Annotated in this window: 12 protein-coding genes; 6 read left to right on the top strand and 6 right to left on the bottom strand. The window is 43.0% G+C overall.

Going from position 1 to position 15130, the window contains the following annotated elements; translation table 11 throughout:
- The first annotated feature begins 11 nt into the window (after positions 1-11).
- Positions 12-488: a glycine zipper 2TM domain-containing protein gene (locus tag ACVBJC_RS05340; RefSeq protein ID WP_447159983.1), complete on the top strand. Its 477-nt coding sequence runs from the start codon at positions 12-14 to the stop codon at positions 486-488.
- Positions 489-1064: 576 nt separating this feature from the next.
- Here the strand turns inward: ACVBJC_RS05340 and ACVBJC_RS05345 are convergent.
- Positions 1065-1892, bottom strand: a complete 828-nt coding sequence (locus tag ACVBJC_RS05345; protein WP_447159982.1) for a LysR family transcriptional regulator — start codon at positions 1890-1892, stop codon at positions 1065-1067.
- A 285-nt stretch (positions 1893-2177) separates the two neighbouring features.
- Here ACVBJC_RS05345 and ACVBJC_RS05350 point away from each other — a divergent pair, with 285 nt between their 5' ends.
- Positions 2178-4292, top strand: coding sequence for an alkyl/aryl-sulfatase (locus ACVBJC_RS05350; RefSeq protein ID WP_447159981.1), 2115 nt, complete (start codon positions 2178-2180; stop codon positions 4290-4292).
- 375 nt (positions 4293-4667) lie between these two features.
- Here ACVBJC_RS05350 and ACVBJC_RS05355 read toward each other — a convergent pair whose 3' ends face one another.
- Positions 4668-5315: a glutathione S-transferase gene (locus ACVBJC_RS05355; RefSeq protein WP_447159980.1), complete on the bottom strand. Its 648-nt coding sequence runs from the start codon at positions 5313-5315 to the stop codon at positions 4668-4670.
- A gap of 313 nt (positions 5316-5628) precedes the next feature.
- Between ACVBJC_RS05355 and trhO the strand changes: the two genes are divergently transcribed.
- The 3 genes from trhO (at position 5629) to ACVBJC_RS05370 (ending at position 8766) form a co-directional block, all read left to right on the top strand.
- On the top strand, positions 5629-6612 hold the full coding sequence (gene trhO, locus ACVBJC_RS05360; RefSeq protein WP_447159979.1) for an oxygen-dependent tRNA uridine(34) hydroxylase TrhO: 984 nt from the start codon (positions 5629-5631) through the stop codon (positions 6610-6612).
- Between the two features lie 157 nt (positions 6613-6769).
- A complete protein-coding gene (yegD, locus tag ACVBJC_RS05365; protein ID WP_447159978.1) occupies positions 6770-8134 on the top strand; it encodes a molecular chaperone in 1365 nt (454 codons plus the stop codon).
- A gap of 137 nt (positions 8135-8271) precedes the next feature.
- Positions 8272-8766: a CreA family protein gene (locus tag ACVBJC_RS05370; protein WP_447159977.1), complete on the top strand. Its 495-nt coding sequence runs from the start codon at positions 8272-8274 to the stop codon at positions 8764-8766.
- A 254-nt stretch (positions 8767-9020) separates the two neighbouring features.
- Here ACVBJC_RS05370 and ACVBJC_RS05375 read toward each other — a convergent pair whose 3' ends face one another.
- The 4 genes from ACVBJC_RS05375 to pdsR all read right to left on the bottom strand — a co-directional run bounded on the left by ACVBJC_RS05375 (position 9021) and on the right by pdsR (position 14133).
- A complete protein-coding gene (locus ACVBJC_RS05375; protein WP_447159976.1) occupies positions 9021-9593 on the bottom strand; it encodes a type IV pilin protein in 573 nt (190 codons plus the stop codon).
- 148 nt (positions 9594-9741) lie between these two features.
- On the bottom strand, positions 9742-10920 hold the full coding sequence (locus tag ACVBJC_RS05380) for a cystathionine beta-lyase (RefSeq protein ID WP_447159975.1): 1179 nt from the start codon (positions 10918-10920) through the stop codon (positions 9742-9744).
- Positions 10921-11063: 143 nt separating this feature from the next.
- Complete coding sequence (gene pdsS, locus ACVBJC_RS05385) at positions 11064-13247, bottom strand: proteobacterial dedicated sortase system histidine kinase (RefSeq protein ID WP_447160018.1); 2184 nt, start codon at positions 13245-13247, stop codon at positions 11064-11066.
- A gap of 193 nt (positions 13248-13440) precedes the next feature.
- Positions 13441-14133 carry a proteobacterial dedicated sortase system response regulator gene (gene pdsR, locus ACVBJC_RS05390; protein ID WP_447159974.1) on the bottom strand — a complete coding sequence of 231 codons (693 nt, stop codon included), beginning with the start codon at positions 14131-14133 and terminating at the stop codon, positions 13441-13443.
- 256 nt (positions 14134-14389) lie between these two features.
- Between pdsR and pdsO the strand changes: the two genes are divergently transcribed.
- On the top strand, positions 14390-15127 hold the full coding sequence (gene pdsO, locus ACVBJC_RS05395; protein WP_447159973.1) for a sortase-associated OmpA-like protein PdsO: 738 nt from the start codon (positions 14390-14392) through the stop codon (positions 15125-15127).
- Positions 15128-15130: the final 3 nt, after the last annotated feature.

A 15130-nucleotide genomic window follows, 5' to 3' on the forward strand; every position in this document is an offset into this window, starting at 1 on the left:
GAAAAAGTCCTATGTTGAAACCTCATCTTATTGTTTTCACGGTTATCTGTTTAATTTTTGGTATGCAGACCGCAATTGCCGCACCATATGATCGCAATCAAGCGGTTCCAGTTGAAAAGGTGGAGTTTGGACAAGTGGTTTCTGTGCGTAATATTACGCAAAAGCAGCTGGTTGAAGATAGAAACACCGGTTGGAAGACATTTGGCGGCGCGTTGATAGGTGGGGTGATAGGTCATCAGTTTGGTGGCGGCTCTGGCCAAGATGTTGCCACGGTTCTGGGCGCATTACTGGGTGCTGGAGTTGGTAATCGCTACGGAGATAGCTCTTACTATGAAGAATTACGCTTAGTAGAGATGATGATTACTTTAGAGTCTGGCGAGCAGGTCATGGTGATCCAAGACTTAGATCCAGGAATGATATTCAGTGTGAACGATGATGTGAGAGTCGTTTACTTGCAAGGCTATGTTCGGGTCGATCAGCAGATGTAGTGCTGGAATCACTTTTTTCGAAAGTACTTTCCTCAAAGTATTTTTCCGAAAGTATGATGTCCCAAGGCACTCGCCTCACCAACAATCAACTATCGATTTTTTCTGTGCACAGGGGCAAGTTAAGCTTCTATCTATCCATTAGGCTCGAAGTGTGGCTAAAGCGAATGCCGACCACATGGGTATAGAGTTTTGTATCGTTGGTATATAGCACCTATGTCGCTCTTAATGTAGCCCTGTAGTTTTTAAATCAGTATGCGCAAGAACAATAGCACTTTTAAACTAACTTCGATTTACATGATTACTCGATTCTATTTTCGTTTATCTAAGTTCTCGATTTAGCGAGAGCGAATGCTCAAATTGAAGATTATTTTCGCCGCCTGAACCTGGAAAAACGACTCTAACTTGTCACTTAAATTGCAGCTCAATGGCATTCATTTCTTCTTTCAACAGGTGCAGCAACGTCAGCAGTCAGAATCAATATCTCCTCCGAAAAAGCCTGATGAGCAGCCACTCTGAACATCGATTTCGTCGATAAAGCTCGCTATGTTATTGATCCATTATGACTGGCTATAGTGTTTAATTCTTATCCATGATGACTTTTTTTACTTGTCGGCGTAACTCTTGGTGAGCTTTGTTATTGATGTTTACTCGGTGGTAAAGCAATTCAAATTTTGCTTTGGATAACTTTACTGGGCAAGGAAAAAAGTCTAACCCTAAAGGCGCAGCGTATTTGGCGATTCTTGTGGTAGTCAGGCCTAGCGCTTGGCTATTTGCAACATAAGTGAGTTGGGTCATCATTGTACTGGCTGTAAATACGATATTTCTAGGTTTAGGGTTATCGGCAAGCAAGGTAAAGGTATCAATATCTTGGCGGCGAGCTTTAATTGCGACATGTTGCTCAGCATAGTATTCATCCACTGTCATGTCAGCTTTGATTCGCGGGTGGCCCTTGGCTACGGCAATTAACATGGGTTCTTCATACAAAAACTCGCTGATAATACTAGCATCATTGGTTGTCACCAGATCCACCACTAAATCGACTTTACGCCTTCGTAAATCATCAAGCAGTTGTGATTGGCTATCTGGGGAGGCAAGAATATTAATATTCGAACCAACTAAATCAAAAGCAAACTGCTCTTGTACATAGATTTTATGGCCTATTTCATATAGGGCTTCACGAACTAAGTGTTCCGCTGGTTCTAGCTTTGTCATCATGTAGTTAGCGTGTGCAGTGGCTTCAATTGAGCGTCCTTTGCGAATAAACAAAACTGTATTTAAGTTTTGTTCTAAATGCTTTATGCGCTGAGATACCGCTGCTTGGCTTATATTTAACTCGTTAGCTGCTTTGGTGTAAGAAAGGTGTTTGTAAACCTTAGTAAAGGTGCCTAGTAAGTTTAAATCCATGAATTACTGTCCACTTAGTATTTATTTAATATTTAGTTAACCTGCTGTTAACACTTATTGTGTATTGTGGCATGCTGGTGAGTCATTTTTTAGATATAAGTATGGCTTATGAGTAATACAATTGTGAACTCATGTTTTTAACTATTCTTCCTGATTATCATGGATCCATTAATTGGGTAATGAAGTTCGCCTTTATGACGCAATTAGTCCCGTTAATTGTGTTGCTTCATTGAACTACTTCTTAAGCACCCTAGCGTTTATTATTAACTAATAAAAAGGTCATTTATGAACAAATCAATCATCGCAGTAGCAGTCATTGCTAGTTTGTCTAATGTATTAACTGCGAATGCAACGAGTCATTCTCACCAACATGAAGATGGACACCAATGTGAATTAGAGCATTTTACCCCAGCACAGTTAAGAGACATGGATGGTAAGCCTGCCACACTTGCTACCATAGAAGCTAATAAGCAGGTGGCAAAAACATTAAATTATGCAGATACCAAGGTATTTGAAGATAATAATCGTGGCTTGATTGCGGTACTTGATACTGCGACCGGTGAAGTGATACGCAACAAGTTCAGCACTTTTATTGATGTTACCCCTAAAGCGGCCAAAGCATATCCTGACAGTGTTAACCCATCACTTTGGCGTCAAGCTGTTGCTAATCAGGCTGCAAATGGTTTGTACGAAGTGGTTCCGGGGCAAGTTTATCAGGTGCGAGGTGTTGATTTAGCATCTGCTACATTTATTCGCGGTAAAACGGGCTGGATTGTTTATGACGTCTTAACGACTAAAGAGTCAATGGCTGCGGCACTTAACTTTTTCTTATCCGAAGTCCCTGAGGGGGGAGATTTAAAGGTCGTTGCCATGCTTTACTCACATTCTCACGGTGATCACTTTGGTGGTTCACGCGCAGTATTGGAGCACAACCCTGATGTTAAAGTTTATGGTTCTCGAAATATTACTAAAGAAATCGTTGATGAGAACGTATTAGCAGGCAACGCCATGTCAAGACGAGTCACCTATCAATACGGTAACTCACTAGGACGCAATGCTCATGGTATTGTCGATGCTGCACTTGCAAAAGGGGTCGCTAACGGTGAGTTGTCTTATGTACTTCCCGATAAAGAAATGAACTGGGACAGTGAGTATGAGGTGCATTCAATTGATGGTGTTGAAATGCACTTTTTAGATGCTTCTGGTACTGAGGCCGCATCTGAAATGGTGACATTTATCCCTTCTTTGAAGTCTATTTGGACAGGCGAATTAACTTATCAAGGTATGCATAATATTTATACATTACGTGGTGCCAAGGTTCGTGATTCACTTAAATGGTCTAAGAAAATCAATGAGATGATACAATTGTGGGGCCATGAGGCAGAGCATTTGTTTGGCTCTCACTCTGCACCGATTTGGGACAAAGATAATATAAATGAATATTTAAAAATGCAACGTGATGCTTATGGTTTCACACATAACCAAACATTACGTTTAGCTAATAATGGTATGGTTATGCAAGATCTTGGTGATGCTATTTACCAAGTTATGCCTGAATCTATTCAGCAGTCTTGGCATACCAACGGTTACCATGGTAGTTACAGTCACAATGCCCGTGCAGTATATAATATGTACCTTGGCTATTTTGATATGAATCCATCCAATTTAAACCCTTTACCCGTAGATGCTGAGGCACTTAAATTTGTTGAATATATGGGTGGGTGTGATGTCGTAACAGAAAAAGCAAAAGCGGACTTTGTTAAAGGAGAATATCGTTTTGTTGCGACTGCCATGGACAAAGTTGTGAATGTCTGTCCTGACAATCGTTCTGCACGTAGTTTACTCGCCGACACATATGAGCAGTTAGGCTATCAAGCTGAAAGTGCTGGCTGGCGAAATGTTTACCTAACGGGTGCACAAGAAACCAGAGTTGGCATTCAGCCAGGTTCAATAAAAGCGGCCAGTAATGATGTGTTGTCCAATATGGGGATTGATAACCTACTCGATTTTATTGCTGTAAAAGTAGATTCCACAGTGGCGCAACATACGCCGTTTACGTTTAATATTGATGTGACAGATACAAAAGAGTTCTACGTTACTGAAATGGCAAATGGTAATTTTAATAATTTTGAATGGTCAAAATATGCCAGTGAATTATCAAATGTGGAGAAGCCAAAGGCGGATGCAACATTACGTATTACTCGCCAAGATGTGGCAAAAATACTGATGGGCGCAGTAAGCATTAATGATTTACTAAAATCAAGTAAAGCTGAATTTATTGGTGACCAATCAGTACTCACCAAGCTAAAATCCGCTCAAGTTGATTTTGATGAGAAGTTCGAAATCGTCCCACAGCCAACTGCAGAGCAGGCTGTAGACAGTGAACTTTATATTAAGTAACTGCTAACTAATTAGTTGCTTAATTGAATAAAGCAGCTCTTCGTTAGTCATACCGATCATTTAGTCTATAAATGATCGGTTGACGAAGAGTTAAACTTGGAGCCATCCTTAACGTTTTAGCCACCTCTGTTCAAAATCAAATTGCCCCTTGCTTTGTATCAAAAATGCTAATCACACCACGAAACGCGCCGCTTTGAAGAAGATCACCTAGGTAAAGATCAAGATTACCAATGGTAAGGCTATTGCCTTTCTTTGTGGGTTAGGTGTTTCTTGCGACGAGCCGCTTGTGTTCTAAAACGAGCTGTATTTACTTAAACTTATATTTGTTACTTATATTTGTTAGTTAGCTACATATCTACTTACTAGTAATATGTTCTAGCCGAACGCAAAGCTCTCACCACTGTCAAGCCAAGTTGGGTATTTACCCATAACCGCACTAAATTCATCACTTTCTATCTGGGCCTTTAGCCAGCGCTGCACATTCAGGTAATCGCTATTATCAAACCAGCTTTTATCTACGCTAGCGAATTGGCGAATAAACGGGAAAATAGCGTAATCGGCAATTGACACTTGATTACCCATAAGTTGCGGATGCTTTGACAAGATACTTTCAAGCTGCGCGATATACTGCTCGCCTTGCTGTCGATAATATTGCTTGCTGTGCTCTGGGTGCCTATCGGCATACTTGTATTTATCTAGCCAAGGTTTAAAACTGTGGTCATTACTATGGATCAGCGCTTTAGCGATTTCTTGTTTTTGCGGATCATTGCGCTGCAATAAATTGTGCGGATCATTCTTCATCAGTGCCCAGCACATGATCTCTAGGCTCTCTTCAATCACAGCACCGTCTTGTAGGATCAGCACTGGCACAGTGCCTTTGGGGGAGGCTGCTAACATAGGCTCTGGTTTATGTTTTAGCACTATTTCTCTGAGACTAACATGTTGGCCTGATAAGAAAATGCCGAGTCTGGCGCGCATCGCGTAAGGGCAGCGTCTGAAGGAGTAGAGTGTGGGCAGAGGCATATTTTGGTCTTAAATAATTGTGCTATGCCGCTATTTTCAACGCTTATTTGTTAAATAACAATCATTAATATTAATTATAATGCTAATGAATAGGGCTTTATTTGTTTGTTTTCCGGTAAGTTAAGCATAACTTACCTTCATTCAACCCTTCATTCCATTTTTCACTCAAGCTAAGTAACCCTACTTTTTATCCCTGTTTGTGCTGGTGTGATCCGTGTAGAATTCGCGGATAATTTTGCGTGGTGGCTCATGTTTTGCTGCCGATAATAGATGCACTGAAGGTTAAGCTTCAGCTAGCAGTAAAAGGATGAATATGTCAAAAGTAGTTGTTTGTGCCCTGTATAAGTTTGTGACCTTGGCTGAGTTTGAGAAGTTACAAAGCCCGTTATTGAAGGTGATGGAAGAGTCGGAAATTAAAGGCACATTACTGTTAGCACAAGAAGGGATTAATGGCACGGTTGCGGGATCACAAACCGCTATCGATAATTTATTGGCTTGGTTAGCGAGCCAGCCAGGTTTAGACAATATTGTTTATAAACTCTCTTTTGACCCAGTGATGCCATTTTACCGCACTAAAGTAAAACTTAAGAAAGAGATCGTTACCATGGGCGTAGAAGGCGTTGATCCTAATAAAGTAGTCGGCACCTATGTTAAACCAAAAGACTGGAACCAGTTGATTTCAGATCCTGACGTCTTGCTTGTCGATACCCGCAATGATTACGAAGTTCAGATTGGCACCTTTAAAAATGCCGTCGATCCCAAAACAGAAACTTTTCGTGAATTCCCTGAGTACGTGAAGCAAAACCTCGATCCAGTAAAGCACAAGAAGGTGGCTATGTTTTGTACTGGAGGCATTCGCTGCGAAAAATCGACCGCGTACTTAAAAGAGCAGGGCTTTGATGAGGTCTATCATCTTGAAGGCGGGATCTTAAAATACCTTGAAGAGGTCAAGCAAGAAGAAAGCTTATGGCAAGGTGAGTGTTTTGTATTTGATAACCGCGTAGCGGTAAACCATAGCCTTGAAAAAGGACAATACGATCAATGTAATGCTTGTCGTATGCCTATCACTTCTGAAGAGATGGCTTTGGATAGTTTTGTTCAAGGAGTAAGCTGCTTGCATTGTATCGATAAGGTCAGTGATAAGCAGCGTCAGCGATTTATGGAGCGAGAGCGCCAAGTGCAGCTATCTAAGCAGCGCGGTGAAGCACATATTGGTAGTGATGTCAGTCAGGTGATTGAACGTCGTCGAACTCACAAAGAGCGGCTTAAAAAAGCACAAAATGAAAAGAGCGCATAGGGTTTAAAATCAAGCCTGCTAGCTTAAAGATGAGCTAAATTTACAGACATATTAACAGGCAGCCTTTGGCTGCTTTTTTTATTTATCAAAGACACTTTTTCCCTGAGCCTGAGTGTGTTATTTTGCACGGCTTTTTTACGCTTTAAAGGATAAGGGAATGTTTGTAGGTTTTGACTACGGTAGTGCTAACTGTGCGATTGGTGTTATTGAAGACGGTGATGTGCGTTTGGTACCCTTATCTGGTGACTCTAAGTATTTGAGCTCAACGCTTTACGCGATGGATAGGGAACTCATTGCTGAGGCAGTGTTAAAGCAATTACCTCAAGCAGAACAGGCTGAGTATACTCGTTTACGTTCGGCGCAATTAAGCCGCGCCGCTGCTGCCCGTCGAGAGTTGGATCTGTTGCCTAACGAACAAGCGGTGTTTGTCGGTGAGCAAGCGATCGACGCTTATTTAGATATGCCTGATGAAGGCTTTTATGTGCGTTCGCCTAAATCATTTCTTGGCGCAACAGGACTAAGAGAGAGCCAAATTGCGCTGTTTGAAGATATCGTCACCTTGATGATGATGCATATTAAAACTCAAGCGGAAAAGAATTTAGGTACGAAAGTCATTACTCATGCTGTGATTGGTCGTCCTGTAAACTTTCAGGGGATAGGTGGCGAGCAGAGTAATCAACAGGCTGAAGCGATATTATCGTTAGCGGCAAAACGCGCAGGATTTATCGACGTTGATTTTCTGTTTGAGCCACTAGCGGCAGGGATGGATTATGAAGCGTCACTTGATGAAAACTTAACCGTGCTGGTGGTTGACGTTGGTGGCGGTACGACTGATTGCTCTATGGTGAAAATGGGACCTAATCATATTGATAACCGTGACCGTAGCGCAGATTTTTTAGGTCATAGTGGCCAGCGTATTGGTGGTAATGATTTAGATATTGCGCTTTCTATGGCGTCATTTATGCCGCATTTAGGGCTTGGAAGCTTAATGGTAAATAAGCTGCCAGTGCCAAGTAAACCTTTTTGGAATGCAGTGGCAGTAAATGATATCAGTGCGCAGCGAGACTTTAGTGCTTTGGCCTCTAAAAAGCTAATCGAAGACTTGATTAAAGAGGCCCAAAACCCACAGCTTATTCAGCGTCTGCTAAAAGTTCAAAAAGACCAATTAGGTTATAAATTAGTACGCAGCGCCGAACAAAGTAAGATAGCGTTATCAAGCAGCGATAGCGTCGATACGCCACTTGAATATATTGCTAACGGATTACATGCTAGGGTGAGTGAAGCTGATTTTGAAACTGCGATAACGATACCGTTATCAAAGGTCGAAGCCTTGATGCGGGAAGCACTTGAGCAATCAGGGGTGATGCCAGACCGTATTTATGTGACTGGCGGCACCGCGAGAAGCCCGGCTATTTACCAACGCATTTCGGGCTTATTCCCTGAGATCCCAATTGTGGTAGGGGATCACTTTGGTAGTGTGACTGCAGGACTGACTCGCTGGGCACAAAGGGTATTTGCTTAACGGGCAATGAAAAATAGCGCGACTCAGCGCTATTTCGTTTACTGTTAGCGCTGACTATTGGCGTTTAGATTGACACAAATAGTATTACATCAGTCACAATGACTCATTGATTGACTCAATCGCTAAAGGAAATGGATATGAAGGGCTTAACTAAAGGGCTGTTAATTAGCTTGGGACTGTCACTGACCGTAACACTTGGTCTAAGTGGTTGTGGCGATGATGTGGGTAAGGTGAGTTTAGGTTTATTTACCACCAAAGATGTGATTATTGATGCTAGGCACGACCCTAAAATCCCTGGTGTGACGTGTCATGTTAGCCGTATTGAGGCCGATTTAAGCCTGGCGGACCCATCGGATATGAGTATTTCTTGTCGTCAAACAGGGCCGATCACCGCTGCTGAAATTGCCAGTATCGATAAGAGTAAAAACGGTGAAGTGGTGTTTAAAGAATCATTAAGCATCTTATTTAAATCGCTAAAAGTACGCCGTATTTATGATGCAAAGAACCAAACATTACTGTATTTGTCTTACTCAACCAAAGAGACCAATGGTAGCCACAAGCATGCGCTCTCAACCGTGCCACTTTATGGCACACAAGCGTGGGTCCCTGGTGGAGCAGTGATTAACAACTGATCTGCTTGCGGCTCAGTTTTGCTCTTCACTACTCACTATTGAACAATGAGGCGAAATGGGCTAGATAAGAGTGCTTGATAAGTGAGTTAAGTCAATCAGCCTTAGCACACGAAAACAGTACAAGCACACAATCCATCTACACTATTTAAGTACACAATCTAAGTGCATCATATAAGCACTATAAAGGCGGATCATATCCGCCTTTATGCTTTGAGCGAAAGCAATAAATTGGCTGCTAGCTTGTAAAGCTGGGCTTAATCGTTAATAAGCGCAATAACACTACCAGCGACTGAGTCATAGAGGATTTTTATATCGGCTTGTTGGCGGCTCTTGGTATCGCCAAGGGTGCGCAGTACATAAGTGCACTGTGTTTGACCATCGGGATTGCTAGCTGCTTGATGACGATAGGCTTGAAAGTCACTGCTATTGTCTATGCTAGATAACGAAACACTGGCTGGATCTTGTTGTAAGATATTCCATAAATCAACACAGCCTTGCTCACCTTGGCCGATATTTTTTGGTTGTCCCATCGGGTTACCTTTACCAATACCAAGGGGATAACCAAAGCTGTTCATATCAAGCTCCCCTCCGGCAAAGTCAGGTAGATCGTTCAACGCACCAACTCCTGCGATAAGCTGCCATTTAGTGTGGGAGAAGGTAACTGATTGCTGCAATGCAGCGGCAACGGCCTTGACCCGAGCTATTTCAGCATCACGCTTAAAGTCTACATATTTAGCCGCAGCGATAACTGCTAATATGCCAAGCACAATAATCACGATAACAAGTTCGATGAGGGTAAAGCCTTTTGAGGCGGTGGCGCGCTGCATTAAAAAGATTCTCTAGGTTTGGTCATTTACGCTGTTAATAATAAAGCATTTAACCTAATAGCTAAAACAAAGAATCTTTTTCTGTGACAAATGCAAACAAGCCGACAACATGGCCGACTTGTTTTGCTAAAAGCTAAATAGAGTTCGCTTAGGTGTTTAATACTCGATTATAGCGTTCAAACGCGGCCTCAAGATCGGCAATGAGATCATCGACGTTCTCTAAGCCGATATGCAATCTAATGAGTGGTTTACTGCTATCCCACTTTGTTGCTGTGCGCAGTTTATCGATGCCAAATACGCCTAAAATTAAGCTTTCAAAACCGCCCCAAGAAAAGCCCATTTTAAAGTGCTGCATATTTTCAACAAATGCGGTAACAGACCTAATATCACCTTGTTTTAATACAAACGAAAACAGTCCGTTTGAGGCGCTAAAGTCGCGTTTAAAAAACTCATGGCCCGGACATGACTCAAAAGCGGGGTGACGCAGGTGATCCACTTCTGGGCGGGTTGCAAGCCAGTTAGCCACTTTTAATGCATTTTGTTCATGCTGGGCTAAGCGAATACCTAAGGTTCTTAGGCCTCGGCTAGCAAGATATACATCATCTGGTGAGGTACATTGGCCTAGAAGGTAACTATTTTCTCGTAGCTGTTCCCAGTGTTTGTCGTTCGCGGTAGCAGTGCCCATCATCACATCAGAATGGCCGACGATATACTTTGTTGCCGCTTGAATCGAAATATCGACCCCCATCTCAAATGGTCGCGAGTTTATTGGTGATGCCCAGGTATTATCGAGCATCACCACGATATCGTGCTGGAGGGCGATACGGCTCAGAGTGGGGACATCTTGTATTTCCATGGTGATTGAACCGGGAGATTCTAAGAACAGCACCTTAGTATTAGTCTGTATTAAGGCTTCTATGCCATCACCAATCATAGGGTCGTAATAAGTGGTTTCGATGCCGTAACCGGCAAGCAGCTTATTACATAGATCACGAGTGGGCTCATAGGCGCTATCGACCATAAGCAGGTGATCGCCCGCTTTTAAAAATGACAGCAGGCTATTGCTGATGGCGGCGCTTCCTGATGGATATAGTGCTGTGCCCACTCCGCCTTCAAGTTCTGCAATCGCCGCTTGAAACGCAAAATGAGTAGGGCCACCACGACGGCCATAGAACATTGCGCCATTAGCCTTATTTTTTGCGGCAAAACGCATATCTTCCATAGTATCGAACACCATAGTCGATGCGCGGTAAACAGGCGGGTTTATCACCCCTTGGGTCCATTTTTTATCTCGGCCTAGACTGATTATCTGCGTTTCTTTTTTCATCGGGCGAATTCCATCAGTTTAAATATCGATATTATTTTAGCCATCTTAACATCTAAACGGCTAAAATAAAGTGTCATTATTTTCAGTATAAACTTTCAGTCACTATTTTCTCTGTCGTCATAATTGGGATAGTTACAACTGCTTTAAAGACTTTCTTTGCTTATTGGTAGCTTAATCGTGATCTTAACGCCGCTGATATTCCCGGCCTTATCTTGGGTATTACAGGCGTTAATTTTACCGTCATGGAATTGGCAAATAAGTCTCGCAATATATAGGCCTAAACCTAGATGCGGTTTATCTTGCGCTTTTTGTGCTCTCACAGACACCATAGACTCAAAAATCTGCTCGGCCATATTATCCGGTAGTGCGGGGCCTTGGTTACTGACGCTCAGCTCGGCATATTTATGCTTGAGTGTCAGCGCAACATTAATTGGGCTATCAGGATGACTAAACTCTAAGGCGTTAGCGATAAGTTTATCCATCAGCTGAGCGATATACTCCGGCACTCCTAACATCGCAATACTGTCCTGGGTAATATCGAGCTCAAATGCTTGTTGGGGATAGGTCATTTGATAGCCTTGCATACAGCCATTGATGACTTTTTCGAGCGGAAAAATAGTCGTTTCGGCATGAGATAAGCTCTCTTCTAAACGAGTGGCTTCGCTCATGTTGTTTAAGATCATATTGAGACGGTTAACGCCTTCTTGTGCCCGGTCAACATATTTGCGGCTATCAGGGCTAAGCTGTTGTAAACCAAGATGCTCAAGCGACGAGCGCACCACGGCGACAGGGGTGCGCAGTTCGTGAGATAAACGCGAAGACATATTCTCTAAATAATGAGTGTATTGGCTCAATCGGCTAACGATACTGGCAAAACTTCGTGATAGATCGCCGATCTCATCGCGAACTTTAGAACCCTGAATCTCATTTTTTATTCGCCCTTGGCTGTCGATCGCTTGCTCAGCTTCATCGCGTAGTTTTCGAATACGGCTTGAGATGTTTGAAGCAAAGAAAAATAGCGCTAAGGTGCCCATACTCATGATGGTTAAAATCACATTAAACAGCTTCTCTAAGGCTTTGTTGCGCAGGGTTCGAATACCATGAGTGGTTTCTTCGGCAATCACTACCCCCATGACTTTATCATCAATCCAAATAGGACTAGCAGCAGCGAGCACAACCGCTTTGCTGTCGGGAGTTAAGCGCCAGGTGGAACCTTGCTCGCCGCTTAAGGCTTTAGAGATATGACTGCCTTGCAACACAGTTGAGTCTTGCAGTGAATCAATAAAGTCTTTGGCTGGCGTGGTTAAAATTTTGTAGTAAAGCGGGTGCAAGTATTTATGTTTAAACTGCGTCCAACCCGAGTTGTCATCGTTATCGATATTAGTCCGTGACCAGACGCTGTTATCTGAACGAATATCGCCCGATTTTGCTAATACGCGGCCGTGTTTGTCGACCACCCAGATCCGCGAGCTATTATGGCTCATGCCTTTAATAATACTTTCGATTTCAGGTGAGGGGACAAGTACGGTCCCCAACTTGCTTACATCATCAATTGCAGAGGTGCCAACTATGGCATCTAATACGCGGCTTTTTTTATCGTTTACGTCATAAACGGCAAAGCCCAGTTTACTGCCAACCATATTAAGCGGGATCCTAAGCTCGACATTGTAACCTTGCTTACTCTTGGTCCACTTTCCTTGAATTTTAACTTCAGGCGTTACAGGGGTAGACAGGTTGGGATCTTCTGGCAGTTCGAAGGCACTTATCCAACCATCTTGTGTGGTGGCGACAATATAGCGTCGAAATTTGCCATCCGGTGCGAGTGTCGCGATGGCGATATGATCGTTATTGTCTATGCTAAGGCTATTTTTTCCACGGTAGATCACGTGTGGATCGCGAACTTCGAAAAAGGCGTACAGGTAGCCGGCATATTTACCCACCATATGGGTAAAGCTGAGGTTTAACGGCGGGCCTTCGTCACGTTTATAAACCTGATAATCAGCCGCGTAATTAAGTGCACGATGGCGGTAGCTACTCCAATCAGACAATTTACCGTCTAGTTGAATAGGCCCTGAAAGTGGATAAGCGTATAGATCGCGCCCTTTTTCAACCTGTGTTAAAAAGCTCGCTTGGCTATCAAATAGCTTAGGTCTTTCGTGCAGTGCGGTTGCCAGTGCCTGAGTAGTGCCTTCTAAGGTTTTTTCTTGGCCGTGACGCAGATATTTCTCCATCTCCCACACGTACTGATAACCTAGCCACGGCAGGCAGAGTAAGAATAAAGACAATACTGCGACTTTACTTCGCAGCCCTATTGGCAAATTAAACATGGCGTAACAACTACCTAAATGATGGCCATCAACAATGACCTGACTATGACCTAAATGATCAGGCAATGACCTAAAACTACTTGACCATGACCAAAAATGACTCGATTGATGAACTAATTTATCAGCGGACGACATTCCACAAGCGAGGGTTCGCTTAGCATCAAGTTTCGATGCTCAATGCTAATGCTCAAGGTTAATTGTGGGAATCCCAGCGATAACCCATGCCATACACGGTATCGATACAATCAAAGTTCGGGTCCTGGGCAATAAACTTCTTTCTAATCCGTTTTACATGGGAAGTAATCGTCGAATCATCGACGAATATTTTGGCCTCTTGCATCAACTCTTGGCGCTGGCGTACATGTCCTGGGCGCTTTGCGAGCGCATGCACCATCCAAAATTCGGTTACGGTAAGCTCAATCTGTATTGAGTTCCAAAATACCTGCATGCGATTCACATCGATTGTCAGCAAACCATGTTCAACGATATGACTTTCATCGTTACTCGCATTTTTTAGATCTGAGCGTCTAAACAGCGCAGCTAATCTGGCTATTAGATGTGGGAAACTGACATCTTTACTTAAATAATCGTCGGCCCCCAGTCGCAGACCGCATACGGTATCGAAATCACTGTCACGTGCGGTCAAGAAAATAATCGGCAAGGTACTCGACATGGCTCTTAATGATTGGCATAGAGTAAAACCGCCATCGATTTCATTTTCAAGGCCAATATCGATAATGGCAAGATCGGGTAGGCGCGTGTTAAATGCCAACATAGCTTGTGGGCGGTTGGCATAAGCTTGTACACAATAACCTTGTTGCTGCAAAACCTCTTTGTAGTTTTCTCTAATTGCAGCTTCATCTTCTACTATGGCAATTCGTTTCATAACGTCTTAATGAGGGCCTTAACTGTCTAATTGATTGTGACTATACAGGAAAATATCTTGGTTTGAAGACGTGAACCGTGATTGCCATTTTGTTGCCACAATTGAACCTCAAAACGCCACTTTTACTCCCCTTAAAAGCCATTTAGGTAAGGTTTAATAGCGCTATCGAATAAAGCGCAGTTAACAACTTTAAAACGGCAAGCTTTATTAGCCAATTTGAATTTAGTTTAAAAATTACTATCCCAAGGGGAATAACATGAAAAAACAACTAATCTCAACACTCGTCATTAGCGCGTTAGTATTTTCAACTCAAGCATCAGCACAGCAGGTTGTAGACACCGAGCGTAGCAATAACGAAGAACTCATCGGGTTAACTTCAGGCATTGTGCTTGGGGCTGTGGTGGGTGGGCCCGTCGGAGCCATTATCGGCGCCTTTACTGGCACCTTGGTGGGTAAATCAGTGGGCGATGATGATGCGTTGCAAACACAGCAAGCCATGCTTGATGAAAAAGAGCTGGAGCTTATTGTACTAAACCAGCAAAACCAATCATTGGTTGAACTTTCAGATCAGTATGAGCAAGCGCAGCAACAGCTTACCAGTTTAAAAATGGCGCAAGAGCAGAAGTTAACTGAATTGGCACTGGGACTGAATGTACAGTTTAAAACGGGTTCATCAACGATTGAGCCTCACTTTCAAAATCAGCTAAATGATATTGCTTTTGCGATGTCACTCTCACCTGAATTAACATTGGACTTGACGGGGTACGCTGACCGCCGTGGTGATGGTGATTATAACCAAGCCTTGTCAGAACAGCGTGTAGCAGAAGTCAAAAGCTATCTTATAGAGCAAGGCGTTACCGAGGCGCGTTTGCATAACCAAGCCTATGGTGACTCTTCTCCTTTGATGGCAGAGCAAAGCTTTGAGAATGACTTTTTTGACCGTCGCGTGACATTGAAGTTGCAAAATCAAGACAGCGCTTTAGCGGCTAATTAACCC

Source organism: Shewanella sp. 0m-6 (assembly GCF_052977325.1).

Excerpts from the sequence above, each read along its gene's own strand:
- ACVBJC_RS05340 (WP_447159983.1), top strand. The coding sequence starts at position 12 with ATGTTGAAACCTCATCTTATTGTTTTCACGGTTATCTGTTTAATTTTT.
- ACVBJC_RS05345 (WP_447159982.1), bottom strand. The coding sequence starts at position 1,892 with ATGGATTTAAACTTACTAGGCACCTTTACTAAGGTTTACAAACACCTT.
- ACVBJC_RS05350 (WP_447159981.1), top strand. The coding sequence starts at position 2,178 with ATGAACAAATCAATCATCGCAGTAGCAGTCATTGCTAGTTTGTCTAAT.
- ACVBJC_RS05355 (WP_447159980.1), bottom strand. The coding sequence starts at position 5,315 with ATGCCTCTGCCCACACTCTACTCCTTCAGACGCTGCCCTTACGCGATG.
- trhO (WP_447159979.1), top strand. The coding sequence starts at position 5,629 with ATGTCAAAAGTAGTTGTTTGTGCCCTGTATAAGTTTGTGACCTTGGCT.
- yegD (WP_447159978.1), top strand. The coding sequence starts at position 6,770 with ATGTTTGTAGGTTTTGACTACGGTAGTGCTAACTGTGCGATTGGTGTT.
- ACVBJC_RS05370 (WP_447159977.1), top strand. The coding sequence starts at position 8,272 with ATGAAGGGCTTAACTAAAGGGCTGTTAATTAGCTTGGGACTGTCACTG.
- ACVBJC_RS05375 (WP_447159976.1), bottom strand. The coding sequence starts at position 9,593 with ATGCAGCGCGCCACCGCCTCAAAAGGCTTTACCCTCATCGAACTTGTT.
- ACVBJC_RS05380 (WP_447159975.1), bottom strand. The coding sequence starts at position 10,920 with ATGAAAAAAGAAACGCAGATAATCAGTCTAGGCCGAGATAAAAAATGG.
- pdsS (WP_447160018.1), bottom strand. The coding sequence starts at position 13,247 with ATGTTTAATTTGCCAATAGGGCTGCGAAGTAAAGTCGCAGTATTGTCT.
- pdsR (WP_447159974.1), bottom strand. The coding sequence starts at position 14,133 with ATGAAACGAATTGCCATAGTAGAAGATGAAGCTGCAATTAGAGAAAAC.
- pdsO (WP_447159973.1), top strand. The coding sequence starts at position 14,390 with ATGAAAAAACAACTAATCTCAACACTCGTCATTAGCGCGTTAGTATTT.